Source organism: Caulobacter sp. DWR2-3-1b2 (assembly GCF_049896345.1).
Classification (GTDB): Bacteria; Pseudomonadota; Alphaproteobacteria; order Caulobacterales; family Caulobacteraceae; genus Caulobacter.
In genome coordinates this window covers 240,377-264,615 of the sequence record NZ_JAFCUC010000006.1, presented here as the reverse complement: position 1 = coordinate 264,615, position 24,239 = coordinate 240,377, and the positions used below count along the sequence as shown (strand labels likewise).

The 24,239-nt window shown below is 67.0% G+C and carries 24 protein-coding genes, 1 other RNA gene and 1 pseudogene; 16 read left to right on the top strand and 10 right to left on the bottom strand.

Annotated elements, in window-relative coordinates; translation table 11 throughout:
• A pseudogene (locus ACP694_RS16775) lies at window positions 1–97 on the top strand (IS5/IS1182 family transposase); the annotation flags it as partial.
• An 18-nt stretch (window positions 98–115) separates the two neighbouring features.
• Here the strand turns inward: ACP694_RS16775 and ACP694_RS16770 are convergent.
• The 5 genes from ACP694_RS16770 to ACP694_RS16750 all read right to left on the bottom strand — a co-directional run bounded on the left by ACP694_RS16770 (window position 116) and on the right by ACP694_RS16750 (window position 4,570).
• On the bottom strand, window positions 116–1,912 hold the full coding sequence (locus ACP694_RS16770) for an ATP-binding protein (RefSeq protein WP_426014221.1): 1,797 nt from the start codon (window positions 1,910–1,912) through the stop codon (window positions 116–118).
• A gap of 114 nt (window positions 1,913–2,026) precedes the next feature.
• Entirely contained in the window at window positions 2,027–2,500 is a 474-nt protein-coding gene (locus ACP694_RS16765; RefSeq protein ID WP_426014219.1) for a DUF1203 domain-containing protein, read from the bottom strand.
• A 173-nt stretch (window positions 2,501–2,673) separates the two neighbouring features.
• Window positions 2,674–3,120 (bottom strand): flagellar basal body protein, encoded by a 447-nt coding sequence (locus tag ACP694_RS16760; protein WP_426014218.1) that lies wholly within the window; start codon window positions 3,118–3,120, stop codon window positions 2,674–2,676.
• A 2-nt stretch (window positions 3,121–3,122) separates the two neighbouring features.
• Complete coding sequence (locus ACP694_RS16755; protein ID WP_426014217.1) at window positions 3,123–3,452, bottom strand: rod-binding protein; 330 nt, start codon at window positions 3,450–3,452, stop codon at window positions 3,123–3,125.
• A complete protein-coding gene (locus tag ACP694_RS16750) occupies window positions 3,452–4,570 on the bottom strand; it encodes a flagellar basal body P-ring protein FlgI (protein ID WP_426014216.1) in 1,119 nt (372 codons plus the stop codon). Before ACP694_RS16750 ends, ACP694_RS16755 begins: the two co-directional genes overlap by 1 nt.
• A gap of 230 nt (window positions 4,571–4,800) precedes the next feature.
• Here ACP694_RS16750 and ACP694_RS16745 point away from each other — a divergent pair, with 230 nt between their 5' ends.
• Together ACP694_RS16745 and dksA are read left to right on the top strand one after the other, a co-directional pair.
• Window positions 4,801–5,232, top strand: a complete 432-nt coding sequence (locus tag ACP694_RS16745) for a flagellar assembly protein FliX (protein WP_426014214.1) — start codon at window positions 4,801–4,803, stop codon at window positions 5,230–5,232.
• Window positions 5,233–5,407: 175 nt separating this feature from the next.
• Entirely contained in the window at window positions 5,408–5,836 is a 429-nt protein-coding gene (gene dksA / locus ACP694_RS16740) for an RNA polymerase-binding protein DksA (protein WP_426014212.1), read from the top strand.
• A 66-nt stretch (window positions 5,837–5,902) separates the two neighbouring features.
• Here dksA and ACP694_RS16735 read toward each other — a convergent pair whose 3' ends face one another.
• The gene (locus tag ACP694_RS16735; RefSeq protein ID WP_426014252.1) at window positions 5,903–6,517 is read right to left on the bottom strand and encodes a pyridoxamine 5'-phosphate oxidase family protein; all 615 of its coding nucleotides are present in this window, start codon (window positions 6,515–6,517) and stop codon (window positions 5,903–5,905) included.
• A gap of 71 nt (window positions 6,518–6,588) precedes the next feature.
• Window positions 6,589–6,945, bottom strand: coding sequence for a response regulator (locus ACP694_RS16730; protein WP_426014211.1), 357 nt, complete (start codon window positions 6,943–6,945; stop codon window positions 6,589–6,591).
• A 331-nt stretch (window positions 6,946–7,276) separates the two neighbouring features.
• Here ACP694_RS16730 and ACP694_RS16725 point away from each other — a divergent pair, with 331 nt between their 5' ends.
• Both ACP694_RS16725 and ACP694_RS16720 read left to right on the top strand, forming a co-directional pair.
• Window positions 7,277–8,074, top strand: coding sequence for a crotonase/enoyl-CoA hydratase family protein (locus tag ACP694_RS16725; RefSeq protein WP_426014250.1), 798 nt, complete (start codon window positions 7,277–7,279; stop codon window positions 8,072–8,074).
• Window position 8,075: 1 nt separating this feature from the next.
• A complete protein-coding gene (locus ACP694_RS16720; protein ID WP_426014209.1) occupies window positions 8,076–8,723 on the top strand; it encodes a DUF3052 domain-containing protein in 648 nt (215 codons plus the stop codon).
• Window positions 8,724–8,943: 220 nt separating this feature from the next.
• On the opposite strand, the gene ACP694_RS16715 is transcribed toward ACP694_RS16720, so the two are convergent.
• Both ACP694_RS16715 and ACP694_RS16710 read right to left on the bottom strand, forming a co-directional pair.
• Window positions 8,944–10,131, bottom strand: coding sequence for an FAD-binding domain-containing protein (locus ACP694_RS16715; RefSeq protein ID WP_426014207.1), 1,188 nt, complete (start codon window positions 10,129–10,131; stop codon window positions 8,944–8,946).
• Window positions 10,132–11,272: 1,141 nt separating this feature from the next.
• Window positions 11,273–12,760: a flavin-containing monooxygenase gene (locus ACP694_RS16710; protein ID WP_426014206.1), complete on the bottom strand. Its 1,488-nt coding sequence runs from the start codon at window positions 12,758–12,760 to the stop codon at window positions 11,273–11,275.
• A 175-nt stretch (window positions 12,761–12,935) separates the two neighbouring features.
• Between ACP694_RS16710 and ACP694_RS16705 the strand changes: the two genes are divergently transcribed.
• From ACP694_RS16705 to ACP694_RS16695, 3 genes are read left to right on the top strand one after another with little or no spacing between them, the layout of a single operon-like run.
• Window positions 12,936–13,829 (top strand): DMT family transporter, encoded by an 894-nt coding sequence (locus ACP694_RS16705; RefSeq protein WP_426014205.1) that lies wholly within the window; start codon window positions 12,936–12,938, stop codon window positions 13,827–13,829.
• The gene (locus tag ACP694_RS16700) at window positions 13,826–14,560 is read left to right on the top strand and encodes an N-acetylmuramoyl-L-alanine amidase (protein ID WP_426014204.1); all 735 of its coding nucleotides are present in this window, start codon (window positions 13,826–13,828) and stop codon (window positions 14,558–14,560) included. The genes ACP694_RS16705 and ACP694_RS16700 overlap by 4 nt, the downstream gene beginning before the upstream one ends.
• The gene (locus tag ACP694_RS16695; RefSeq protein WP_426014202.1) at window positions 14,560–15,159 is read left to right on the top strand and encodes an FMN-binding negative transcriptional regulator; all 600 of its coding nucleotides are present in this window, start codon (window positions 14,560–14,562) and stop codon (window positions 15,157–15,159) included. Before ACP694_RS16700 ends, ACP694_RS16695 begins: the two co-directional genes overlap by 1 nt.
• A gap of 264 nt (window positions 15,160–15,423) precedes the next feature.
• Here ACP694_RS16695 and ACP694_RS16690 read toward each other — a convergent pair whose 3' ends face one another.
• Window positions 15,424–15,693 carry a hypothetical protein gene (locus ACP694_RS16690; RefSeq protein WP_426014200.1) on the bottom strand — a complete coding sequence of 90 codons (270 nt, stop codon included), beginning with the start codon at window positions 15,691–15,693 and terminating at the stop codon, window positions 15,424–15,426.
• A 168-nt stretch (window positions 15,694–15,861) separates the two neighbouring features.
• Here ACP694_RS16690 and rnpB point away from each other — a divergent pair.
• The 8 genes from rnpB to mraY all read left to right on the top strand — a co-directional run bounded on the left by rnpB (window position 15,862) and on the right by mraY (window position 24,234).
• Window positions 15,862–16,261, top strand: an RNA gene (gene rnpB / locus ACP694_RS16685) — RNase P RNA component class A.
• 348 nt (window positions 16,262–16,609) lie between these two features.
• Complete coding sequence (locus ACP694_RS16680; protein ID WP_426014198.1) at window positions 16,610–17,077, top strand: division/cell wall cluster transcriptional repressor MraZ; 468 nt, start codon at window positions 16,610–16,612, stop codon at window positions 17,075–17,077.
• A complete protein-coding gene (gene rsmH / locus ACP694_RS16675) occupies window positions 17,074–18,069 on the top strand; it encodes a 16S rRNA (cytosine(1402)-N(4))-methyltransferase RsmH (protein ID WP_426014196.1) in 996 nt (331 codons plus the stop codon). Before ACP694_RS16680 ends, rsmH begins: the two co-directional genes overlap by 4 nt.
• Window positions 18,066–18,524 (top strand): cell division protein FtsL, encoded by a 459-nt coding sequence (ftsL, locus tag ACP694_RS16670; protein WP_426014193.1) that lies wholly within the window; start codon window positions 18,066–18,068, stop codon window positions 18,522–18,524. Before rsmH ends, ftsL begins: the two co-directional genes overlap by 4 nt.
• The gene (locus ACP694_RS16665) at window positions 18,521–20,275 is read left to right on the top strand and encodes a peptidoglycan D,D-transpeptidase FtsI family protein (protein WP_426014192.1); all 1,755 of its coding nucleotides are present in this window, start codon (window positions 18,521–18,523) and stop codon (window positions 20,273–20,275) included. The genes ftsL and ACP694_RS16665 overlap by 4 nt, the downstream gene beginning before the upstream one ends.
• Window positions 20,272–21,729, top strand: coding sequence for a UDP-N-acetylmuramoyl-L-alanyl-D-glutamate--2,6-diaminopimelate ligase (locus ACP694_RS16660; protein WP_426014190.1), 1,458 nt, complete (start codon window positions 20,272–20,274; stop codon window positions 21,727–21,729). The genes ACP694_RS16665 and ACP694_RS16660 overlap by 4 nt, the downstream gene beginning before the upstream one ends.
• Window positions 21,722–23,119 carry a UDP-N-acetylmuramoyl-tripeptide--D-alanyl-D-alanine ligase gene (locus tag ACP694_RS16655; RefSeq protein ID WP_426014188.1) on the top strand — a complete coding sequence of 466 codons (1,398 nt, stop codon included), beginning with the start codon at window positions 21,722–21,724 and terminating at the stop codon, window positions 23,117–23,119. Before ACP694_RS16660 ends, ACP694_RS16655 begins: the two co-directional genes overlap by 8 nt.
• Window positions 23,119–24,234, top strand: a complete 1,116-nt coding sequence (gene mraY / locus ACP694_RS16650; protein ID WP_426014186.1) for a phospho-N-acetylmuramoyl-pentapeptide-transferase — start codon at window positions 23,119–23,121, stop codon at window positions 24,232–24,234. The genes ACP694_RS16655 and mraY overlap by 1 nt, the downstream gene beginning before the upstream one ends.
• Window positions 24,235–24,239 lie beyond the last annotated feature (5 nt).

Genomic DNA, 24,239 nt, shown 5'->3' with positions numbered 1-24,239 from the left:
CAAGCAGTTCCGCCGCATCGCAACCCGGTACGACAAGCTTGCAACCACCTTCATGGGCTTCGTAACCCTCGCCGCCATCATGCTATGGCTCAAATAGCTAAATCGTCACTACGGCCTAGAGCAGTGACACGTCCGCCGACACCGCGCCCGCCAACGCCGTTTCTAGCGCCGCCACCAGGCGCGCGGCGGCGATCGGCTTGGCCACGAAGCCATCCATGCCGGCGTCGAGATAGCGGTCGGTCTCGTGCGTCAGCACGCTGGCGGTGACGGCCAGGATCGGCGTGCGCGGCCGATCGCCGGCGGCCTCCAGCGCCCGGATCGCGCGGCCCGCTTCCAACCCGTCCATGCCCGGCATGTGGATGTCCATCAGGATGGCGTCCCAGGGCTCGGCGCGCCACATGGCGACGGCTTCCTGGCCGTCACGCGCCGCGCCGCAGGCCACGCCCATATGGGCCAGCATGGCTTGAAGCACGGTGCGGTTGGTCTGGTTGTCATCGACCACCAGCATCCGCAGGCCGCCATTCGCGGTCGGCCTCTCGACCGGAGCCGCCGGTACGGGCTCGATCAGGCCGTCCACAGTGGGGCAAGGCACGTCGAACGCGAAGCGCGCGCCGCCGCCCTGCGGGCTGTCGAAATCGATCTGGCCGCCCATCAAGGTCACCAACCCGCGGCAGATGGCCAGGCCCAACCCGCTGCCCCCGGTGCGCCGGGTGGTCGAGCTGTCGAGCTGCACAAACTTCTCGAACACCTGGGCATGGCGGTCTTCGGGAATGCCCACCCCGGTGTCGATCACCTCGCAGGTCAGGCCCAGGGCGTCGCCGCCGATGCGCACGGTGACCGCGCCGGCTTGGGTGAACTTGACGGCGTTGGAGATCAGATTGCTGAGCACCTGGCGTAGCCGCGCCTCGTCGCCGTCACGCCAGCCACGCGCCTGGGGTTCGACTTCCAGCGCGAAGGCCAGGCCCTTGTCGTGGGCCAGGCCCGCATAGAGCCGACTTAAGGTCTCGGCCAGGGCGTCCAGACTGAAGGGCGCGCGCAGGATCTCCATCTTGCCGGCCTCGATCCGCGAGATGTCGAGAATGGCGTTGATCACCCCCAGTAGCGCCCGACCGGAGTCTTGCACGACCGCCAACCGGCCACGCTGATCTTCGGAAAGCTCGGCCCGCTCCATGGCCTGGGCCATGCCCAGCACGCCGTTCAGGGGCGTGCGGATCTCGTGGCTCATGGTCTCGAGGAACTCGGTCTTGACCCGGTTGGCGGTCTGGGCGGTCAGGGCCAGCGCCTGGGCCTCGTCACGCAAGCGGCGGTTCTCGCCCAGCTCGGCCTCCAGCTTGCGGTTCAGGGTGTCAGACGCCAGGCGGGCGCGCAGCTCGCGCAGCACCGCCCCCCGCATCAGGGTCGACATGCCCAGGGCGGCGAAGGCTCCCGCCACGCCCAGGAAGCCGTACTGGGCGACCAGGTCGCCCGGCGCGTTGCGGGCCATCAGCAACAGGCCGACGAGCGACACGCCAACACTGAACAGGGCCACGCGGCGGGTGGGGGCCGAGGTCGCGAACACCAGGGCCATCAGCACGAAATAGACCAGCTTGGCCGGTTCGAAATGCAGCACCTGATAGGCCACGACATTGGCCATCAGCAGCGCGTTCATCGTCAGGGCGGCCGTCTCGAGCCCCACCAGTCCTGGCGGACGGAACTTCAGGCGCCACCACAGGCCCAGAGCGGTCAGGGCGGCCAGCATCGCCAGACCTTCCAGCAGCAGCAGGCCCCAGCCCCTCTCGTAAAAGGGGTGAGAGATGCTGATCACGGCGTAGTAGGCGGCGGCGGCGAGCAAGTATCCGCTGAGGATCGGAATGTAGGGCCCGACGATCTCTTTCGTCGGGATGGGTTCCCACTTAACAACCGCGCGCTTCATAAAACCGTGCGTCCCCCCGCCTGCTCGATCTACGAATAGCTTAGCTGTTCGCGGTTAAGTCGCCATTGAGATAACGCCGTCATCGAACCCTGCTTCCAAGTGTCGCAGACGCGGTCAGGCGTCCGCGCGATCAATCCGCGCGGCGTAGCAGCCGGGCCGGGCGTAGTGGGCGTGCAGATAGGCGACCTGCGGGTCGGCCAGCAGCCGCTCGATGACGGGGCCGGCCTGCGCGCCCTCGACCAGGTCGGCGTCGCACATCATGCCGGCCGCGTCGAAGGCGCGAAGCGACAGCAGGCGCCGGGCCAGGGCGGGCGGCAGGGCGTTGGTCGCGTTGACCGCCGCGCCGGCCGCTTCGCGCACATAGATGGCGTGGGCCGAGCGGAAGGGGCTATCGGCGGGCTGATGCTCATAGTTCAGCAGGATCAGCCGCTCGCCGGGCTCGGCGTCGTCCAGCGTCACGCGGCAGGGAAAGGCGAAGGCGGTGTCGGCGACGACCCGCAGCATGCCGCGCGCCGCCAGCGCGTCGTCGTCGAGCGCGAACAGCGGCTGGAAAGGTTCTATCGGCAGGCTGGAAACGGTGAAGGCCACGGCAAGCTCCTGTGCTGGAGCCTGTGTGGCGGCTGGCGCTGCGCGCCGACACCCGATGCTTGTGGTGTCTGCTAGAGCATCGCGCGGAAAAGTGGTCACCGGTTTTCCGCAAAAGCGATGCGAAAACAAAAGTCTAGAGCAAGCCGTGCGATTCCTATGTCGCGCGACTTGCTCTAGGCCCGCTGGTTCAGCGTGATCGCCGTGCCGTTCTGACGATAGGCCGCGCCTTGCGAGCCTGGCCCATAGCCCGACGCGGTGGGGCGTTGCTCGGCGACTTCCTGGGCGATGGCGCGGACCAGGCCTTCGGTGACGGTCTTGGCGGCGGTGACGGCGCGGCCTTGGCGGGCCAGCACGGCGTCGAAGGCCTCGGTGGCGCGGACCAGCCGCAGGCGGCGGGACGGTTCGGCGCCGGCCACCAGGGCGACGCTGGCGCGAACCCGGGTCGACTCGTGGCGATACAGATTGGCCAGCTTGGCGACCTCATCGACATATTGCGCCGCCTCGTGCGGCCGGCGGGCCTCGAAGGCGGTGGCCTGGCGGGCGATCAGGTCGGTGAGGCGCTCGGTCAGGATGATCAGCTGTTCGACGCGGTCGTCGGGTCCGGTGGCGGTGAGGGCCATGACTATTCCTTCAAGCCTTGCATCTTCAGCATTTCCTTCTGGACCGTGGCGGCCAGACCGATGCCGCCGGCCTTGGTGACCTGCTTGGCCATCTCCTCGGTCAGCAGCGACTTGAACATGTCCTCGCCGGCCCCGCCGCCTCCGATCTCGGGGGTTTTCATGCCAGCGGTCATCGACTGCAGCATGATCGACAGGAACGAAGCCTCGAACTTCTGAGCCGTTTCCTTGATCTTGCCGCGCCGCAGAAGTTCGGCGGTGGAGGTGGCGGTGGGGCCGACTGTGTCGATCGGCGTCGCCGCGAGGGCCATATTTGTCGTGAACAGGGCGCTCATCACATCACCTCGATGTCGGCTTGCAGGGCGCCCGCGGCCTTGATGGCCTGCAGGATCGAGATCATGTCGCGGGGCGTGACGCCCAAGGCGTTGAGGCCGCCGACCAGGCTCTTCAGCGAGGCGCCGCCGCCCAGGGTCAGCAGCCTCTTGCCGGTCTCCTCGTTGACGCTGACGGCGGACTGCGGGACGACCTGGGTCTGGCCCGGGCTGAACGGGGCCGGTTGGCTGACGGCCGGGTTTTCCTGGACAGAGATGGTCAGGTTGCCCTGGGCGATCGCCACCTGGCTGATGCGAACGTCGTCCCCCATCACGATGACGCCGGCCACCTCGTCGATGATCACCTTGGCTGGGCTGTCGGGCTCGACCTCCAGGTTCTCGATGGCGGTGACGAAGCTGATCATGTCCATGCCGGCCGGCGGGCGCACCGCGACGATGGTCGGGTTCTGGGCCTGGGCCGAGCGGGGAAACTTGGTGTTGATGGCGTCGGAAATCCGGCGCGAGGTGGTGAAGTCGGGGTTGCGCAGGGTCATGCGCATCTCACCCATCTCGACCATCTGGAAGCCGGTTTCCTTTTCGATAATGCCGCCGGCGGCGATCCGACCTGCGGTCGGCACGCCCTTTGTGACGGAAGAGCCCGAGGCCCCGCCGGCCGAGACCGATCCGGTCTGCACCGAGCCCTGCGCCACCGCATAGGTCTGGCCGTCCGCGCCTTGCAGCGAGGTGACCAGCAGGGTGCCGCCCAGCAGGCTCTTGGCGTCGCCCAGGGTCGAGACCGTGACGTCCATCCGCGCGCCGGACGCCGAGAACGGCGGCAGGTTGGCGGTGACTATGACGGCGGCGGTGTTCTTGGTGTTGAGGTTGCCGTCGCGGACATTGACGCCCTGGCGTTCCAGCATCGCCTCTAGGCTCTGCTTGGTCATCGGCGCGTTGCGCAGGCTGTCGCCAGAACCGTTCAGGCCGACGACGATGCCGTAGCCGATCAACTGGTTGTCGCGCACGCCTTCGAACGAGACGATGTCCTTGATCCGCGACTTGGCGTCAGCGGGGCTGGAGGCCATGGCCATGGCGACGGCGGCGAGAGCGAGGCCCAGAACGGAAGCGAAGAATGAACGAGACATGGCGATCCTGCGGCGGGGTCGTATCCCCGGGTCGTCCCATGCCAGAAGCGGGCCATGAAAAAGTTCAATGAAATCAGTTGAAATCTAGGGTTTTTCTGCCTGCGACAATCCGATCCGGCAGTTTCTGCCCGGCATTAACCATACCGCAAGCGAGCGCCGCCAAAATGTGGTTAACGGGAGGGGGTGACTCCCGCGTTTCGGTAGTTTCCGCGAACGGAGCAGCGTCGGTCATGAAGGTTTCCAGCACGGGAGGCGCGGGCGCGGTTGGCGCATCGCGGGCCAAGCCGACTGGCGGCGGCGGATCGGGATTCTCCCTGCCTACGGTGGGCGGCGCGAGTGCGGCTTCGGGCGTAGCCCAGACTGGCGGCGTGGCGGGTGTCGGCTCGCTGGACGCCCTGCTGGCCCTGCAGGCCAATCTGGATCCCCTGGAGCGCAAGCGGCGAGCGGTGAAGCGCGCGGGCGGCCTGCTGGACATTCTGGACGCGCTGAAGATCTCGGTTCTCGACGGCGAGGTTTCGACCCAAACCCTGTCCAGGCTGAAAAGCGCGGTCCGAGAGCACCGCGAATCGACCGACGATCCGGGGCTGGAAACAATTCTCAACGAAATCGAGACCCGGGCTGCGGTCGAAGCGGCCAAGCTTGAGCAGGCCCGGCTGGGTTGAGAAGATTGATGAAACCGTATCTTAAAGAACACGGTTCATTGAATTTCCCCAGGATCCGGGATTTCCTGCACGGCGCTGGACACACCGCTCACGCGACGTTCATTGAACCCGGCTATCGTTTTGGTATAAGCACCCCGCCTGACTTGGGCGGAGTTGATCGGGGCGTGAGGCGTTAATGCAAACGGCCACTGTTCTTAAGGCGTCAGGCTCGTATCGTCCTACAGACGACGAGCCTTTCATGAACGAGCGTCAACTTGAATATTTCAAGCAGAAGCTCATCGCATGGAAAGAGGAGATCCTCCGCGAATCTCGCGAGACGGTCACTCATCTACAGGCTGAAACTGAAAACCATGCCGACCTCGCCGATCGCGCGTCGTCGGAAACTGATCGGGCGCTTGAACTTCGGACCCGTGACCGTCAACGGAAGCTTATTTCCAAGATCGACCAGGCGTTGCGTCGGGTCGAGGACGGTTCCTACGGCTACTGCGAAGAGACCGGCGAACCGATCGGTTTGGCGAGACTGGACGCGCGGCCCACCGCGATGCTCAGCCTGGAAGCCCAGGAACGCCACGAACGTCGGGAACGGGTTCACCGCGACGATTGAGATCATCATGATCTCGACCTGATTGTGTTTCGAACGGCCCCGCCTCACGGCGGGGCCGTTTTCGTTTCACCACAGGCTCGCCGCCGCGCGCTCGGGCCAGGCCTTGTCGTACTCGGGCCCGCCGACGGTGTCGTGGCTCAATGCCGCCAGCATGGCGCCGGGCGAGGGCAGGCGCCGGGTATCGAGCTGGGTCTCCGCTTTCCACAGTCCCGGGCGGACGACGGCCCGGGCGCACTGGAAATAAGCCTCGACGACCGTGATCACCAGACAGGTGCGCGGCGCCTTGCCATCGACGGCGAAACTGGCCAGCAGGGCTGGATCGGCCGACACCACCGCCCGGCCATTGACCCGGAAGGTCGTGCCCGAGCCGGGGATCAGGAACATCAGCGCCACGCGCGGATCGCGGACCACGTTGCGCAGGCTGTCGATGCGGTTGTTTCCCCGCCGGTCCGGCAGGATCAGGGTCCGCTCATCGGCGATGCGCACGAAACCGGGCTGGTCGCCGCGCGGACTGCAGTCCAGTCCCTCGGGGCCGGCCGTGGCGAGGGCCAGGAACGGCGATGCCTCGATCAGGGCGCGGTAATGCGGCGTGATGCGGTCGGCCACCTTGACAGTCGAGGCCGCGACCGGCGCGAGTCTGTAGAGCGCCTCGAGCGCCTCGAGCGCCTCGAGCGCTTCCAAGCTGTCGATGACGTCCACGGGCGGCCTCCTGCGAGGCCGCCAGCATAGACGGTCTGAACGCCGCGAAAAGCCTAGGCCGCCGCGGCTTGGGCGACGGCGCAAGCCTCGGCCAGGCGATGGGGCGAGATCGGCTTGTCGACCACGGTGCGGGTTCGCGCCCCCAGTTGGTCGGCGTTCCCGGTGACGTACACCACCGGGATTGGCCCTAGACGCGCCAGGATCGCCGTCACTGCTTCGACGCCGGTGCCACCGATGATGCGGTAGTCCGCCGTGATGAGATCAGGGTGCCGCCTCAAGGCGCAATCGAGCGCTTCCTGGGGACTTTCGGCGATGTCGAAACTATCGAACCCCTGCTCGGTGAGCAAAGCCTCCACTTCCATTGCGATGAGGATCTCGTCCTCGATGATCAAAGCATGCCGATGGGACATGTTCACTGGACGCCACCACTTCTCTAAATCGTCCCTATCCCCAGTAGAAGCCTATGATTCTCTTCTGCGCTAACGATTTTTACGGTTCAGCTTGTCTAAAATGTCGCAGGGGCGCGCCTGCGACTTGTTCTCAAGCGCCACCTTAGGCGCTCTTGACTGGTGACAACGATGTCATGAACGGCGAACACTTGCCTGGTCTTTGTAATCACAAGTGTTTACCTCAATGTTCAGCGAACGCCGTGTTTCGGTCATGTTTGCTTGCGGAGTCTTGCGTCGTCCAAGGGAAATTGCGCTATGCAGAGCGCAAAAATACGCAGGAGCGCGCGCCATGATGTCCCTGATCCTTACCGAGAAACGCGGCCACGTCGCGATCCTCACGCTCAACCGCCCCGAGGCGATGAACGCGCTGGGCGCGCCGGGCGATGGCGATCAGGTGGCGGCGGCCTGCGAGGCGATCAATGACGACCAACAAATTCGCTGCGTGATCCTTACCGGCGCGGGCCGGGCGTTCTCGGCCGGCGGCGACGTCAAGGCGATGAAGGCCCGCGAAGGCGCGTTCGGCGGCAACGGCGTGGCGGTGCGCGACGGCTATCGCAAGAACATCCACCGCATCGTGCGGGCCATCTATGGCCTGGAGGTCCCGGCCATCGCCGCCGTCAACGGGGCGGCCATCGGCCTAGGCTGCGACGTGGCCTGCATGACCGACATCCGCATCGCCGCCGACACCGCCAAGTTCGGGGTGACCTTCCTGAAGCTGGGCCTCATCCCCGGCGACGGCGGGGCCTGGCTGATGCCGCGCACGATCGGCATGAGCCGCGCCGCCGAGCTGCTGTTCACCGGCGACGTCATCGACGCGGCCAAGGCGCAGGACTGGGGCCTGATCAGCAAGGCGGTGCCGGCCGAGACCCTGATGGACGAGGCCCTGGCCCTGGCCGAGCGCATCGCCCTGCAGCCGCCCCACGCCCTGCGCATGGCCAAGACCCTGCTGCGGCAGGGCGCCAGCGCCAGCTACGACACCCTGATGGAGATGAGCGCCATGGCCCAGGCCATCGCCCACCACACCGACGACCACATGGAAGGCGTCGACGCCCTTCTCGAAAAGCGCCAACCCAGCTTCAAGGGCTCCTGACATGGGTAAGGAAGCCAAGGGCGTCTGGGGCCAGCTGGCGGACGGCGAGAGCGACGGCAAGCTGCTGTGGGAGCCGCCCAAGCTGATCTTCCGCGGCGCGGTGCGCGGCATTTTCCAGGGCCATGCCCTGCGCGACCTGCGGGTCGAGGGCGCCGACCTTGTCCTGACCGACGGCACCCGGTTCACGCTGGAGCCGGGCGAGGCGGACACGTGGCTGCACGCCATCCAAAACCCGCCCAGCCGCCTGGACAAGCTGGGCGTCAAGGCGGGGCAAACGGTGGTGGTCCTGGGCGTGGATGACGCCGAGTTCCTCGACGAGCTGTCGGGCCGGGCGGAGCCGGTGGAAGCCGACGAGGACATCGACCTGCTGTTCCTGGGCGTTGAGGACCTGGCCGATTTCGACCAGCTCGAAGACCTGATCGGCGGCCTGGCGGCCAAGGGCGCGATCTGGATCGTCGCCGAGAAGGGTCGGGGCGCGCCGCTGAAGGACACCGAGATCCTGGCCGCGGCGCGCGGGCAGGGGCTGGTGGACACCAAGGTCTGCGCGTTCTCCAAGACCCACACCGCGCTGCGCTTCGTCAAGCGCAAGGGCGGGGCGGTGGCCGCGCCAGCCGTCGCCGATGAGGACGAGGGGTTCGACGAGGAGTAGGGGGGCACTAAGCGGGGCGGCTGGGTGGGCTTTCGAGCCTAGTCCGATGTTCGTCCTGCCGGTTCTCCGGCACGGCGTCCAAGGTCCGGCGTCAGGCGCGGCCACAATTCCCGCACCCGACTCAACCTGGCCTCACTCCAGACGCGCCGATGGAGCGGGCAGGGTGTTGACCACAGCGATGGCCGTCAATCCGCTCCCAAACTAGCGGAGCGATCGCGGCCTAGGTGAGGTCTCCGGCCGCGAGGCTTACCATCGCTCGCGCCTTGAACGGAAAGAATCCCTTGGTCGCGTGAGGCCAAAGCCGAACATCCCAACGACGCCTGACCTGCACCAGCGTTACGCCTTCAACCGCCAATCTGGACGAGATATCAGCCAATGCGTCAGCGACCGGGCCAACCGGAGCATAGGGCGTGACAATTTGCCGGACACCGGCTGCTCTGGCGGCAGACAGCAGGCGCTCGGGCTCCAGGCTATCATGCCGGGTCGTGGGGCAGCCGAAGAATGCGCCGATCCGCGTTGTCGTATCCAGGGCTGCGCCTTCGAGGAAGCGACGAGCCGCTTCGCCCCAGAGCTGCTGCCCGTCCGTCGCAACAACTGCCGCTACGAAGGGGCTAGCCGCTCCAAAAGCTGACTCCGGATGCATGTCCTCCGACGTGACCAGAAGCATGGCCGGCTCAGAGATGGAGGCGACACGATGTTCAACCAGGTCGAGAGGACCCGGAAGCGGAAGCTCCGTGAGCGCGGTGGCTTCTGTGGCCAGACCTTTCGGTGCAAAGCGCCGGTTGGTATTGCGGGCGATGTTGTCGGTAGAGGCGAGATAGATCTTGCCGGGCGTCTGAAGCCCCGCAACCCAGCGCCAGGACAGCGTATTGCTCGCCGCATCGGCATCAATCAGATGACGTAAAAAGAAGTTTGCGCCCAGCGACCAGGGCAGCTTCAGGGTGAAAATCCAGATGGAGGCAAACCACATACGTGTGTGGTTGTGGAGGTAGCCGGTCTCCGCCAACTCATTCACCCAGTCATCAAAGCCCTCAATCCCCGTCTGGCCGGTCTGCGCTTCATGAAGGGTAGGGGAGCCGGCAAACGCTTGGGCCTGGCGATCTCTTTCAGTGCAGAAGCGCGCCCAGACTGCGGGGCGTGTCTCAAGCCACCCCTTCCAGTAGGTCCGCCACAGCACCTCCTGAACGTATTTCTCGGCCGCTCTGGCGTCATGCTGCGCGAGCACGGCGGCGATGATCTCCTTCTCGGTGATCAGGCGATGGCGCAGATAGGGTGAGAGCCTCGACACCGCGGTCGGCTGGCCAGGACCAGGATCAGTATTGCGGCCGGCCGCGTAGGCAAGACCGGCTTGCGGGACGAAAGCGGTGAGGCGGCGTAGGGCTTCATCACGGGTTGGCGGGAAAGTCATGATCGTCCGTCACTTGCAAGCTTGCCGGCTCCTTAAGCGCCTGGGGTCTCAATGCATAGGCCGGACGTGCTGATTGAGCCGGCTCGGCGCGGGGTGTCGGCCAGATCCAAGCTTACCCACATTGCGGGACGGTCGTCCGGACCAAATGGGCGACACAAGTCCGACCACGCCATTGGGTCCTTCGGCTGAATGTCCGAGCCCTGGAGCTAAACTAAGTTCCGCTTCGGGTCGGGAGCGGAAGCCAGCCTGTTGCCCGAAACTGGACATTGGACCTTCGGTGGGAAGCGCACATACCAAGGTTAGAGATAGGCGGCGTCCAACGGTGATCGAAGGTCCGGTTGATGGAGCGGGTCCACCTTCCGCTTCCGACCCCTGAGCTGACGTTGGGTTGCGCCTGGAACACCCTCTCTCTTGGAGAGAGGGAGGGGCCCATGGCGGAGCCATGGGAGGGTGAGAGGTTACACTCTCACCGAATAAAGCACAGTCATTCTGCAGGTCTCGGACGGCTGCCAGATCCACGACATTGGCCGTCATGCGCTAATTCCGGACTCTCGAAGGGGCGGCTGAATGGATTGGGAATTTCCGGCCGGCGGTGCAACCTCTCACCCTCCCACCGCTTCGCGGCGGGTCCCTCCCTCTCTCAAAGAGAGAGGGGTTCAGGACGACCGACCTCCACCCTTCGCTGACGTTCCGAACGTCCGCTTCCGGTGAAACCGGCATCCGCTCCGGATGTGGCCACGCCTTATAGCCTTGGTGGATCGGAGCTCTGGCGTCTGACGATGTCAAGGACGGCGCGAAGCGCCGCCGCGACGCGGCCGCCAGAGGCGGTCCTTGACATCGTCAGACGCCAGAGCAAGCTCGCCATCAAGGTTTTAAGGCGCGGCCTCGCCGATGCGGGCGGTTTGGGAAGGGGCTGGACGTTTCAAGCACGTTGGCGACCCGGCAGTGCTTGGCGCCCGCTGCGGTGCGCGCCAGCCTGTCGGCGCCTTCGCGCACCGGAAGTCCTCCCCCTTTGGGGGAGGTGTCGGCGAAGCCGACGGAGGGGGGAGTGATTAGCAGGTGGCCGAACCTCCGGATCGGAGACCCCAAAACTCCCCCCACCGATCGCTGCGCGATCGCCTCCCCCACGGGGGGAGGCGTTCTAGGCCGCCTCCGTGACCTTCGCCTTCGCCTTCGCCTTGGCCTTGCTGAACACCATCGTCCCGTCGTCCACCTTGCCCAGCCGCAGGGTCACCAGATCGAGCGCGTAGTTCTGATAGGCCTTCCAGGGCTTTTGCGCGCCCTGCTTGGGGAACTTGCCGATGCCGCGCTGGACGTAGCCGGAGCTGAAGTCCAGCCACGGCTCGACCGGCATGTCGGGGTCGGTGACACGCGGGGTGCATTGGACGGTGCCGGTGCGGTCCATGTGGTTGATCAGCCGGCAGACATATTCGGCGGTCAGGTCGGCCTTCAGGGTCCAGCTGGCGTTGGTGTAGCCGAAGGTCGAGGCGAAGTTGGGCACATCGCTGAACATCATGCCCTTGTAGGACAGGCTCTGCGACAGGTCGGCCGGTTGGCCGTCGACCACCACCTTCATGCCGCCCGCCAGCTGCATCACCAGGCCCGTGGCGGTGACCACGACGTCGGCGTCCAGGGTCGCGCCCGAGGTCAGTTTCAGGCCGGTCGGGGTGAAGGCCTCGATATGGTCGGTGACCACCGACGATGTCCCGGCCTTCAGCGAGGCGAACAGGTCGGCGTCGGGCACCAGGCAAAGGCGCTGGTCCCAGGGGTTGTAGCGGGGCGTGAAGTGGGTGGCGACGTCGTAGTCGGGCCCCAGATGTTCGCTGACCAGGCCGATCAGCTGGGCCTTGGTCTTTTCCGGCTTCTTGCGGGCGATGTTGAAGAACAGCATCTGCATCAGCACGTTCTTCCAACGCGTGATGCGGTAGGCCAGCATGATCGGCAGCTTGGCCCGCAGCCAGTTGGCCAGGGCGTCCTCCGCCGGACGTGAGACCACATAGGTGGGTGAGCGCTGCAGCATGGTGACGTGGCTGGCGGTCTTGGCCATCTCCGGCACCAGGGTGACGGCGGTGGCCCCGCTGCCGATCACCACGACCTTCTTGCCGGTATAGTCGAGGTCGGCCGGCCAGTGCTGCGGGTGGACGATGCGGCCGCCGAACGTCTCGACACCCTCCCAGGGCGGCGTGTAGCCGGCGGCGTAGTCGTAATAGCCGCTGCACATCAGCAGGAAGTTGCAGGTCAGGGTGACGACCCGGCCGTCATGCTCGGCCTCGACGGTCCAGGTGGCGGTCTCCGAGGACCAGCTGGCTTGCTGGACCTTGTGATTGAAGCGGATCTTGCGGTCGACGCCGTGGTCCTTGGCCGTCTCGCGGACATATCTCAGGATCGACGGGCCGTCGGCGATGGCCTTGGCTTCGCGCCAGGGCCGGAACGAATAGCCCAGGGTGTACATGTCGCTGTCGGAGCGGATGCCGGGATAGCGGAACAGGTCCCAGGTGCCGCCGATGGCTTCGCGGCCCTCGAGGATTGCATAGGTCTTGCCCGGGCAGTGGGTTTGCAGGTGATAGCCCGCGCCGACGCCCGACAGGCCCGCTCCTACGATCAGGACGTCGAAATGCTCGATGGCCATGCGCTCGCTCCGCTCCCCGATGTGGTCCGGCGTGCCCGGACGTCTTGGTTATCTTATCGACGTTCATATAGAGGCGACCATTTTGACCGTCGGTCAACCGGTGGCGTACCGTCCTTTCGATTTCCGGCGGGTTTTCGTTTGCGCACCGCGGCTTTGGCCGCGTATTCGATCCGGCATGAACTTGCGCGATTTCGGTCTGCTGGTGCTGGTCTGCCTGGTCTGGGCCTGCAACAACATCATCTCCAAGATCGTGGTCGCCCACTGGGGCGTGCCGCCGTTGTTCTATGCGGCGGTGCGGTTCGCGATCGTCGCGGCGGTGACCCTGCCGTGGCTGCTGCCCGCGCCCCGGCCGACCTGGCGGATCGTGGTGGTCGGCCTGCTGATGGGCGTCGGCAACTTCGCCCTGCTGTTCATGGGCTTCAAGACGGCCTCGCCCTCGGCGGCGGCGGTGGTCATCCAGGTCGCCGTGCCCTTCACCACCATCCTGTCGGTGCTGCTGCTGGGCGAGAAGGTGCGCTGGAAGCGCGGGCTGGGCATCGCCCTGACCCTGTCGGGGGCGGTGGTGGTGATGTGGAACCCGCACGGCCTTCAGCTGTCGCCGGGCCTGTGGTTCATCGTCGGCTCGGCCTTCACCGGCTCGCTGGGCGCGGTGATGATGAAGCAGATCGAGGGGGTCAAGCCCCTGCAGTTCCAGGCCTGGGTCGGCTTCACCGCCGTCGCGCCCCTGGCGGCGCTGAGCGGGGTGTTCGAGCCCGGCGGCCTGGGCCTCGCCGCCCATGCCGGCTGGCCGTTCGTGGCCGCGGTGCTGTTCTCGGCCCTGGTGGTGTCGGTGCTGGGACACACGACCTATTATGGCCTGATCCAGCGTCACGAGGCCAATCTGATCGCGCCGCTGACCCTGATGACCCCGTTGATGACCATTGGCCTGGGCGTGCTGATCACCCACGATCACTTCGACATCCGAATGGGAATCGGCACGGCGCTGGCGCTGGTCGGCGTGCTGATCATCGCCCTGCGCAAGAACCAGGTCATGCCGCTGATCCTGCTGATGAGGAACCGTTTCCAATGACGCCCTCCCCTCTGAAGTTGGCCGACGCGCCGTCGCCGAACTTCGATGCCCGCAAGGCCATCCCCGACAGCGTGATCCTTCACTACACCGGCATGGAGACCGGCCCGGCGGCGCTGGAGCGTTTGTGCGATCCGGAAGCCAAGGTCTCGGCCCACTACCTGGTCGAGGAAGATGGCCGGGTGTTTCGCCTGGTGCCCGAGGAGCGCCGCGCCTGGCATGCCGGGGCCGCCTTCTGGAAAGGCGTCAAGGACATCAACTCGGCCTCGATCGGGATCGAGATCGTCAATCCGGGACACGAGTTTGGCTACCGCGCCTTTCCCGACGCGCAGGTCGCCGCCGTGATCAACCTGCTGGCCGACATCCGTTCGCGGTGGACCATCGACGATGACCGCGTCCTGGGCCATTCCGACATCGCCCCCGGCCGCAAGATCGACCCGGGCGAGCTGTTCCCCTGGAAGCGGCTAGCCGAGGCCGGCCACGGTCTTTGGGTCGAGCCGCCGCCGTCGCCCGGCGCGCCGCTGGGCGAGGGCGAGGAGGGGACCGGCGTCTTCGCCCTTCAGGCCGGCCTGACCCGCCTGGGCTACAACTGCCCGCCGTCCGGCAAGTACGACGCCTGGACCACCACCATCGTGGCCGCCTTCCAGCGCCACTGGCTGCAGACCCGCTTCGACGGCGTCGCCGACGGCGAGACCCGGGCAAGGCTGGTGGCCCTGCTGCGGGCCGCCGGCTGATGCATCCGGCCCAGCCGTTCCGGGTCGAGGATCGCGCGACCCTGCTGGGCTTCATCGCCGCCCATCCGTTCGTGACGCTGGCGGCGGCGGTGCGCGGCCGGCCGTTCACAGCCCAGGCGCCGGTGGTGATCCGCCATCTCGGTGACGGCGAGGTGGCCCTCGACTTCCACCTGTCGCGCGGCAACGTGCTATCGCCGTACATCGTCCAGGGCTTTCGTGCGGTGGCGCTGGCCACGGGTCCCGACGCCTATGTCAGCCCGGACTGGTACGCGGGCGAAGACCAGGTCCCGACCTGGAACTACCTGTCGGTCGAGGCCGAAGGCTCGGTCGCCGGGCTCAACGACGTCGAGCTGGTGGCCCTGCTCGACGACCTCTCCGCCCAGGAGGAGGCGCGCTTGCTGCCCAAGCCGCCCTGGACCCGCCACAAGATGAGCCCTGGCCGCTTCGAGGCCATGACCCGCGCCATCATCGGCGCGCGGTTGGTCGTCGATCGCCTGGAGGGGACGTTCAAGCTGTCGCAGAACAAGAGCGAAGCGGATCGGGCTGGGGTGGTCGCGGCGCTGGGGGAGCATCCGATCGCGGGATTGATGCGGAGCTAGGGTCGAATCTCGGGATTGGCCGTTTGGCTTCCGACCCTGGGCGGACATTGGGTTGCGCCTTAAAAAGCCCTCTCTCTTGGAGAGAGGGAGGGGCCCATGGCGAAGCCATGGGAGGGTGAGAGGTTACATTCTCACCGAATAGGGCATGGTCATCCAGCAGGTTGGGGCAGCTGCCAGATCCAGGATTTGTTGCCGTTGTGTGCTCCTCCGGACCTTCGAAGGCGGCTGGACGGATTCGGATTTTCCGGCCAGCGGTGAAACCTCTCACCCTCCCACCGCTTCGCGGCGGGCCCCTCCCTCTCTCAAATAGAGAGGGTTTTTCGCGTCCGCCAACCACCCTAAGCTGACGTGAGCAATGGCGGCTCCGGGGCGTTGCGCCGATCGATCGCATTTCGCTTCGGTGCGAAAGCGCGAGCGATGAAAGGACAGTGGGGGCTTTGTCTTCCCGACCTCCGTCGGAAACAGCAGACCGTCTTCAAGCATCGCGCGGATTTCATCCGCATCCATCGTGTCGAACTCGTCGGGAATGGCCAATTCGCCGTCCAGGAAGCCAAGGCGGCGTAGCTGACCGGGATGGTCCTCCGGGCGGTCGGGTGCGGCATGGAATTTCTCCGCCGAGCTAGGCGGTGAAGTCAGTCTACCTCATCGTGCCTCGATCTCCGATTGACCCGCCGTCACGGACCCGTCAAACACCCCCTCGGACCAGATGGTCGGGCGGCCGCGGTCTTCGCAAGAAGGTCGAGGAAAGTCCGGGCTCCACGGTGACAAGGCGGCGGGTAACGCCCGCCGGGAGCGATCCCAGGGATAGCGCCACAGAAAGCAAACCTCCTCCCCTCGGGGCGGGAAGGGTGAAAGGGTGGGGTAAGAGCCCACCGCGGACCTGGCAACAGGGACGGCATGGCAAGCCCCGCCTGGAGCAAGACCGAATAGGGACCCCGCGCCGGCCTCGCGTCGGATAGGCCGTCACTGGCTGAGAGGGTCCGGGTAGGTCGCGAGAACCGTCCCGCGAGGGGCGGTCCAGAGGAATGGCCGTCTCGCGGTCGTCTTTCTTTCGGGAGGGGCGGACGTCAGACAGAACCCGGCTTACAGACCATCTGGTCCATTTCGCGCGCCAGAATGGGGACCGGCGCATGCGCTGGTCCCCAGCCGCCACCTTTCGCGAAAGTGGGTTTTACCCCCGCTTGTCCACCGCGCGAGCCGGGTCGATGCGCTCATTCCCGTGTTCGCAAGGCGTTCAGCGAGTCTAGCGCCAGCCGAAGTCTTAACATGTTCTGTGTATGTTCTGTTGATAGATTCACGGGCTCTGTGAACACCCGCCGCGACACCTTTGTTTTCGCGGCGAAACGCCTGTTGGTGTCATTGTCTCCCAATCAATCCCATGTTAACCCAGTTCTGCCGGAGCGAGCGTGTCAGGGCGTCCGGCGGCGGGCTTTTCGATAGGGGTAGTGGGGTGTTTCTCTCGACGTTCGAGAAGCAGCTGGACAGCAAGCGGCGCATCGTTGTGCCGCAGGATTTCCGCGCCACGCTCTCGGGCCCGTTCGACGGGATCTTCTGCTTTCCTTCCATCGAAGCCGATTGCCTTGAAGCTGGCGGGAAAAGCTTGTTTGACCGTTACCAGGGCGTGATCGAGGAGCTGCCTTTCGGCGACCCGCTGCGTTCGGCCCTCGAGGTCAGCGTGCTGGGCGGCATGGCCAAGCTGTCGTTCGACACCGCCGGCCGCATCACGCTTCCCGACACCCTGTGCGAGATGTTCGGCCTGACCGACTGGGTCGCCCTGGTCGGCCTGGGCGAGCGGTTCCAGATCTGGTCGCGCGAGGCCTTCCAGGCCCACCGCGCCGAGCAGCGCGAACTGGCCCGCGACGGCTTGGCCGCCATGCGCGCCCAGCAGCGCACCGCGCGGATCGGCGGCGTCGCATGACCGAGCTTTCCGACACCCCTCCCGAGGTCGCGCCGCACGTCTCGGTGTTGCTGGGCGAAGTGGTCGGCGCCCTGGCGGCAGGCCCTGGCGACGTGGTCATCGACGGCACCTTCGGGGCTGGCGGCTACACCCGCGCCATCCTGGCCACCGGCGCGACGGTCATCGCCTTCGACCGCGATCCCAGCGTCCAGCGCTTCACCGCCGAATTCACCGCGACGGCCAATTCCGCGACGGCCAATTCCGCGACGGATAGTCGCTTTCGGCTGATCGAGGACCGTTTCTCGCAAATCACGGCGTATCTGGAGGATGCGTCGGTTGACGGCGTAACCCTGGATCTTGGCGTGTCTTCCATGCAGCTCGACGAGGCCGAGCGCGGCTTTTCCTTCATGCGCGACGGTCCGCTGGACATGCGCATGGGCGCCGACGGCCCCACGGCCGCCGACCTCGTCAACGACCTGGACCAGGTCGAGCTGGCGCGCATCCTCTACGTCTATGGCGAGGAGCACGCCTCGCGCCGCATCGCCAGCTTCCTGGTCAAGCGCCGGGCCGAGCGGCCCTTCACCCGCACCCTGGACCTGGCCCATGTGATCGAGCGCGCCCTGGGCGGACGCAAGGGCGCCAAGGCCCATCCGGCCACCCGCTCGTTCCAGGGCCTGCGGATCGCCGTCAACGCCGAGCTGGAAGAGCTGGAGGCCGGGCTGGTCGCCGCCGAGCGGGTGCTGAAGCCGGGCGGCCGGCTGGCCGTGGTCACCTTCCATTCGCTGGAAGACCGCATCGTCAAGACTTTCCTGGCCGAGCGGGCCGGGCGCACGCCCGGTGGCTCGCGCCACGCCCCGCCGGTCGAGGTGGGCGCGCCGGCCAGCTTCCAGCTGATCTCGTCCAAGGCCATCGCGCCGGGCGAGGCCGAACTGGCCGTCAATCCGCGCGCCCGCTCGTCGAAGCTGCGCGCCGCCGTGCGGACGCAGGCTCCGGTGTGGAGTGACGCCCGATGAGCCTGTCGAGCATGTTCGATCGGCGCATACGGGGCTTCCGGGTGGTGGAGCTGGTTTGCCTGTGCCTGCTGATCGCCTTGGTGTTGGGCGTCTACATGGCCAAGACCTTCGCCGGCCGCGAGCGCGCCGAGATCGCCTCGGTCGAGCAGCAGATCGTCGATGAGAAGGTCCGGGTTCGGTTGCTGAAAGCCGAGGTCGCCTACCTCGAGCGCCCGGGCCGCATCGAGCAGTACGCCGCGAGCCGAAACCTCGGGCCAATCAAGCCTGAGCACGAAACCACCGAGGACGCCCTGATCGACCTCGCGCGCAATGCGCCCGTCGCCCACGCCCCGGCCGCGCCGTCGGTCAGCGCGGCCGGGGCGGCGGCCACCGCCGAGGCGCCCGAGGCGACGCCCGACGACTATCCGCCGCCCCAGCTCTCGTCTCAGCCGGCTCCCGCAGAGGCTCCGCGATGAGCCTGTCCAATCTCGCCCCCGGCGGCGCACCCCGCGCCTGGCGCTGGCTGATCGAGCGGGTCTGGCGGCTGGAGCACGCCTTCGAGCGCTCGCGCGCCGCAGCCCGCCCGGAAGACGACACCCGCATCCGCATCTTCTTCGTCATGGCGATCTTCGGCCTGGCCTTCACCGTCCTGGCCCTGGGCGCGACCTGGGCGGCGGTGTTCTCCAAGGTCGGCGGCAACAGCTATCTGGCCTCGACCGCGGGCGCGCGCGGCGACCTGGTCGATCGCAACGGCCAGCTCCTGGCGGTGGATCTGACCCACTACGCGCTCTATGTCGATCCCAAGGAAGTCTGGGACGCCAAGGCCACCCGCGTCACGCTCGCCAAGGCCCTGCCGCAGGTGCCGGTCAAGCGGATCAACGAAGCCGTCTCGGGTCCGCGCCGCAGCTTCGTGCTGGGCGGCATGACGCCCGCCGAGAAGGGCGCGATCTTCGACCTGGGCCTGCCGGGCGTGCAGTTCGAGGAACAGGCGCGCCGGGTCTATCCGCTGGGCGCCAGCGCCGCCCACTTCATCGGCTTCGTCGACAAGGGCGGCCTGGGCCTGTCCGGGGCCGAGAAGGCGCTGGACAAGACCGTGCGCGACGCCGCCGCCAAGGGTCCGGACGGCGCCACGGCGCTGTCGATCGACCTGCGCGTCCAGGCCGCCCTGGAGGACGAGGTCCGCAAGGCCGCGATCGAGTTCCAGGCCAAGGACGCGGTCGGCATCGTGACCAACATCCATACCGGGGAGATCCTCGGCATGATCAGCTATCCGGATTACGACCCCAACCAGCTGAACCAGGCGTCCAGCGAGCAGATGACCAACCACGCCGCGGCCTCGGTCTATGAGATGGGTTCGACCTTCAAGGCCTTTACCGTGGCCATCGGCCTGGACACCGGGGCGGCGACGCCGGCCTCGACCTTCGACGCGCGCGAGCCGTTCAAGCTGGGCTACCGGACGATCCACGACTTCCACGCCGCCAAGAAGATCCTGACCCTGGTCGAGGTGTTCCAGCACTCGTCCAACATCGGCACCGCCATGCTGGCCGAGCGGATCGGCGGCGAGCGCCTGAGCCGTTATTTCAACGCCTTGGGCCTGACCAAGCCGGCCAAGGTGGAGCTGCTGGAATCGGCCCGCCCCCTGACCCCGAAGAAGTGGGACGACGACGCGGTGGCCTCCACCTCGTTTGGCCACGGCATCAATGTGTCGCCCCTGGCCCTGGCCCAGGCGATGGGGGCGCTGCTGAACGGCGGAACGCTTCAGCCGCTGACCATCCTGAAGCGCGCGCCGGGCGTGCGCCCCGAGGCGCCGCGCGCGATCTCGGAGGAGACCTCGCAACAGATGCTGCGGATCATGCGCGCCAACGTCACCGGCGGCAGCGGCAAGTCGGCCAACATCCCGGGCCTGACGGTGGGCGGCAAGACCGGCACGGGCGAGAAGTACGATCCCGCGCTCAAGGGCTATAACCACCAACGCCAGGTCTCGTCGTTCGCGGCGGTTTTCCCCACCGAGGGCCCGCTCGAGGCCGATCGCTATTTCGTGCTGGTCCTGCTGGACGAGCCCAAGGGCAACGCCAAGACCTCGGGCTTCTCGACCGGCGGCTGGGTGGCCGCGCCGGCCGCCGGCCGGGTCATCGACCGCATCGCGCCGTTCCTGGGCGTCAAGCGCCAGGCCGACATCTTCACTGTGGCCCAGTCGCCGAAAGCTGCACCGGAGGCGGGACTTTGAGCAAGACCCTTTCCCAGATCCTCAACCGGCCCTGCGTGGTCGATCCCGTCATCACCGGGGTCACCGCCGATAGCCGCAAGGTGGCCGACGGGTTCCTGTTCGCGGCCCTGCCGGGCAGCAAGGCGGACGGCCGCAGTTTCATCGACGGCGCCATCGCCTCGGGCGCCGCCGCCATCCTCGCTCCGGACGATGTCGACAGCCTGGCGGTCCCGACCGTCCACGCCGGCGACCTGCGCCGCGCCTATGCCCTGGCCGCCGCCCAGTTCTGGAGCGAGCAGCCGCAAACCTGCATCGCGGTGACCGGCACCAACGGCAAGACCTCGGTCGCCGGCTTCGCCCGTCAGATTTACGCCCGCCTCGGCCACAAGGCCGCGAGCATGGGCACGCTTGGAGTCGTGGTCAGCGCGCCGGGCGTCGCGGACCAGCAACTGACCCCGCCCGGCCTGACCACGCCAGACGCCGCCGATGTCGCCGAGATGATGGCCAGGCTGGCCGGCATGGGCGTGACCCACCTGGCGGTCGAGGCCTCGTCGCACGGCATCGACCAGCGGCGGCTGGACGGCGTGCGCCTGGCCGCCGCCGGCTTCACCAACTTCACCCAGGACCACCTGGACTACCACGGCACCATGGGCGCCTATCGCGCGGCCAAGCTGCGGCTGTTCGAGACCCTGCTGCCGCGCGCCCGCACCGCGGTGCTCAACGCCGACAGCGACGCCTTCCCGGCCTTCGCCTCGGCCGCCGTCACCTCCGGCCAGACGATCCTGTCGGTCGGCCATGATGGACAGGGGCTCAAGCTGGTCTCGCGCACCCCCGTGCCGGAGGGCCAGCGCCTGAGGATCGCCGCCCAGGGGCGGGAGTTCGACGTGCTGCTGCCGCTGGCCGGGGATTTCCAGGCCTCCAACGTGCTGGTCGCGGCGGGCCTCTGCCTTGCGACGGGCGAAGACCTCGAGGCGACGATCGCCGCCCTCGAACATCTCGAAGGCGCGGCCGGCCGGCTGCAGCGGGTCGGGACCGGCGCGCGCGGCGGCGAGGCCTATGTCGACTACGCCCATACCCCCGACGGCCTGGAGACGGTGCTGGCGGCCCTGCGCCCTCACACCCAGGGCAAGCTGATCGTGGTGTTCGGGGCCGGCGGCGACCGCGATCGCGGCAAGAGGCCCCTGATGGGCGAGATCGCCGCGCGCCTCGCCGACGTCGCCATCGTCACCGACGACAATCCCCGCTCCGAAGAGCCGGCCTCGATCCGCGCCGCCATCCTGGCCGCCGCGCCGAGCGCCCAGGAGTTTGGCGACCGACGCGAAGCCATCCGGGCCGGGGCGGCGCTGCTGTCTAACGGCGATGTGCTGGTGGTGGCTGGCAAGGGTCACGAGCAGGGCCAGCTGGTGGCCGGCGTGAACCATCCGTTCGACGACGTCACCGAAACCGCGAAGGCTTTGGAGGCGGCCCATGTCTAACGCCCTCTGGACGGCTGACGAGATCGCCGGCGCGACCCACGGCCAGGTGCTGGGGGCCTTCGAGGCCACCGGCGTATCGATCGACAGCCGCAGCATCGCGCCAGGCGACCTGTTCGTGGCCCTGTCGGGCGCCCGGGACGGTCATGAGTTCATCGTCCAGATCACTGACAAGGGCGCGGCCGGGGCCCTGGTCTCCAAGCCCGTCGCCACCCCGGCCGTGCTGGTCGAGGACACCTTCCTGGCCCTGGAGCGCCTGGGCGTCGCCGCCCGCGAGCGCGCGCCCCAAGCGCGGCGCGGGGCGGTGACTGGCTCGGTCGGCAAGACCAGCGTCACCCGCGCCGTCGAGGCGGGCCTGCGCCGCGCGGGCAAGGCCCACGCCTCGGTCAAGTCGTACAACAACCATATCGGCGTGCCCCTGACCCTGGCGCGCATGCCGCGCGACACCCAGCGCGCGGTGTTCGAGGTCGGCATGAACCACAGCGGCGAGATCATCCCGCTGTCGAACTTCATCCGTCCGCACGCGGTGGCCATCACCACGGTCGGCCCGGTGCATCTGGAGAACTTCGCCGACGGCGAAGAGGGCGTCGCCCGCGCCAAGGCCGAGATCTTCGCAGGTCTCGAGCCCAACGGCGTGGCGGTGCTGAACGCCGACAATCCCTGGTACAGCTTGCTCAAGGCCGAGGCCGAGAAGGCCGGGGCCGAGGTCTGGAGTTTCGGCACGGGCGAGGGCGTCACCGCGCAACTGACCGCGTTCGCCGCCAGCGCCGAAGGCGCGACCCTCACCGCCGTGCTGCGTGGCGAGACGATCCAGTTCCCGATCCGGCAGACCGGCGTCCATTGGGGCCTCAACAGCCTGTGCGTGCTGCTGATGCTGGAAGCTCTGGACGTCGATCGCGACACCGCCCTGGCGGCCCTGGCCGAGTTCGAGCCGATAGAGGGGCGTGGCGCCGAGCGGGTGGTAAAAATCCCGGGCGGAACCTTCACGCTCGTAGACGAAAGCTACAACGCCAACCCGATCTCGATGCAGGCGGCGCTGAAGACGCTGGGCGCGCGCCAGGTGGCCGGCCGACGCATCGTGGTGCTGACCGACATGCTGGAACTGGGCCCGCAGAGCGGTCGTTTTCACAGTGAGCTGGCCACCCCGATCGCCGCCGCCGACATCGATCTGGTGTTCTGCGCCGGACCGTTAATGAAATCTTTATGGGAAGCGCTACCGCCGACTCGACGCGGCGGCTATGCCGAAAGCGCCGCCGAGCTCGCGCCTCTGGTCGTCTCGGCGGTGAGGGCGGGCGACGTGGTGATGGTGAAGGGTTCGAACGGGTCGCGCGCGGGGGCCGTGGCGGCCGCGCTCAACGCGCTCAACGCGCTCGACCTCGAAGGACGGGGCTGATGCTGTATTTCCTCTACGAGTTCCTGTCGCGAGGCGGGCACGAGCATGTGCCGGTCCTGAACCTGCTCAAGTACCTGACCTTCCGCACCGGCATGTCGATGCTGACGGCCTATGTGGTGGCCGTGGCCATGGGCTCGCGCTTCATCCGCTGGATGAAGGCCAAACAGGGCAAGGGCCAGCCGATCCGCACCGACGGCATCGCCCGCCACATCACCGAGAAGGCCGGCACGCCCACCATGGGCGGCTTCATGATCCTGGCCGGCCTGTTCGTCGGCTCGCTGCTGTTCGCCGACCTCAAGAACGTCCATGTCTGGGTCGTGCTGGTGATCACCGGCAGCTTCGGCGTGCTGGGCTTCATGGACGACTACGCCAAGGTCACCAAACAGACCACGGCGGGCCTCTCCAGCATTCAGAAGTTGATCGCCCAGTTCGTCGTCTCGATCATCGCCGCGGTCGTGCTCATCCTGTTCGCCCCCAAGGAGTCGATGACGCCCGGGCTCGAAACCTCGATGGTTTTCCCGTTCTTCAAGGCCCTGGTGATCAATATGGGCTGGTTCTACGTGGCCTTTGCCGCCGTCACGATCGCCGGCTTCTCCAATGCGGTGAACCTGACCGACGGCCTGGACGGCCTGGCCATCGTGCCGGTGATGATCGCCGCCTCGACCTTTGGCCTGATCACCTACCTCGTGGGCAACTACAAGTTCGCCGACTATCTAAACCTGCATTTCGTGCCCGGCGTCGGTGAGTTGGCCGTGGTCTGCGGCGCGATCATCGGCGGGGGCATGGGCTTCCTCTGGTACAACGCGCCGCCCGCCAAGATCTTCATGGGCGACACCGGGTCGCTGGCCCTGGGCGGGGCGCTGGGCGCCATTGCCGTTTGCGCCAAGCACGAGCTGGTTCTGGGCATCGTCGGCGGCCTGTTCGTGGTCGAGGCGCTGAGCGTCATGATCCAGGTCGGCTACTTCAAGAAGACCGGCAAGCGTATCTTCCTGATGGCGCCGATCCATCACCATTTCGAGAAGCTGGGCTGGGCCGAGTCCACCGTCGTGATCCGTTTCTGGATCGTGGCGATGATGCTCGGCTTCCTCGGCCTCGCCACCCTGAAACTGAGATAGGAAGG

What these genes read in the sequence shown, in the direction of transcription:
- ACP694_RS16725 (WP_426014250.1), top strand. Translation starts at nt 7,277, where the DNA reads ATGTCCCTGATCCTTACCGAGAAACGCGGCCACGTCGCGATCCTCACG.
- ACP694_RS16710 (WP_426014206.1), bottom strand. Translation starts at nt 12,760, where the DNA reads ATGGCCATCGAGCATTTCGACGTCCTGATCGTAGGAGCGGGCCTGTCG.
- ACP694_RS16770 (WP_426014221.1), bottom strand. Translation starts at nt 1,912, where the DNA reads ATGAAGCGCGCGGTTGTTAAGTGGGAACCCATCCCGACGAAAGAGATC.
- mraY (WP_426014186.1), top strand. Translation starts at nt 23,119, where the DNA reads ATGCTGTATTTCCTCTACGAGTTCCTGTCGCGAGGCGGGCACGAGCAT.
- ACP694_RS16655 (WP_426014188.1), top strand. Translation starts at nt 21,722, where the DNA reads ATGTCTAACGCCCTCTGGACGGCTGACGAGATCGCCGGCGCGACCCAC.
- ACP694_RS16750 (WP_426014216.1), bottom strand. Translation starts at nt 4,570, where the DNA reads ATGTCTCGTTCATTCTTCGCTTCCGTTCTGGGCCTCGCTCTCGCCGCC.
- ftsL (WP_426014193.1), top strand. Translation starts at nt 18,066, where the DNA reads ATGAGCCTGTCGAGCATGTTCGATCGGCGCATACGGGGCTTCCGGGTG.
- ACP694_RS16760 (WP_426014218.1), bottom strand. Translation starts at nt 3,120, where the DNA reads ATGGCCCTCACCGCCACCGGACCCGACGACCGCGTCGAACAGCTGATC.
- ACP694_RS16730 (WP_426014211.1), bottom strand. Translation starts at nt 6,945, where the DNA reads ATGTCCCATCGGCATGCTTTGATCATCGAGGACGAGATCCTCATCGCA.
- ACP694_RS16755 (WP_426014217.1), bottom strand. Translation starts at nt 3,452, where the DNA reads ATGAGCGCCCTGTTCACGACAAATATGGCCCTCGCGGCGACGCCGATC.
- ACP694_RS16745 (WP_426014214.1), top strand. Translation starts at nt 4,801, where the DNA reads ATGAAGGTTTCCAGCACGGGAGGCGCGGGCGCGGTTGGCGCATCGCGG.
- ACP694_RS16665 (WP_426014192.1), top strand. Translation starts at nt 18,521, where the DNA reads ATGAGCCTGTCCAATCTCGCCCCCGGCGGCGCACCCCGCGCCTGGCGC.
- dksA (WP_426014212.1), top strand. Translation starts at nt 5,408, where the DNA reads ATGCAAACGGCCACTGTTCTTAAGGCGTCAGGCTCGTATCGTCCTACA.
- ACP694_RS16720 (WP_426014209.1), top strand. Translation starts at nt 8,076, where the DNA reads ATGGGTAAGGAAGCCAAGGGCGTCTGGGGCCAGCTGGCGGACGGCGAG.
- ACP694_RS16715 (WP_426014207.1), bottom strand. Translation starts at nt 10,131, where the DNA reads ATGACTTTCCCGCCAACCCGTGATGAAGCCCTACGCCGCCTCACCGCT.
- ACP694_RS16700 (WP_426014204.1), top strand. Translation starts at nt 13,826, where the DNA reads ATGACGCCCTCCCCTCTGAAGTTGGCCGACGCGCCGTCGCCGAACTTC.
- ACP694_RS16695 (WP_426014202.1), top strand. Translation starts at nt 14,560, where the DNA reads ATGCATCCGGCCCAGCCGTTCCGGGTCGAGGATCGCGCGACCCTGCTG.
- ACP694_RS16705 (WP_426014205.1), top strand. Translation starts at nt 12,936, where the DNA reads ATGAACTTGCGCGATTTCGGTCTGCTGGTGCTGGTCTGCCTGGTCTGG.
- rsmH (WP_426014196.1), top strand. Translation starts at nt 17,074, where the DNA reads ATGACCGAGCTTTCCGACACCCCTCCCGAGGTCGCGCCGCACGTCTCG.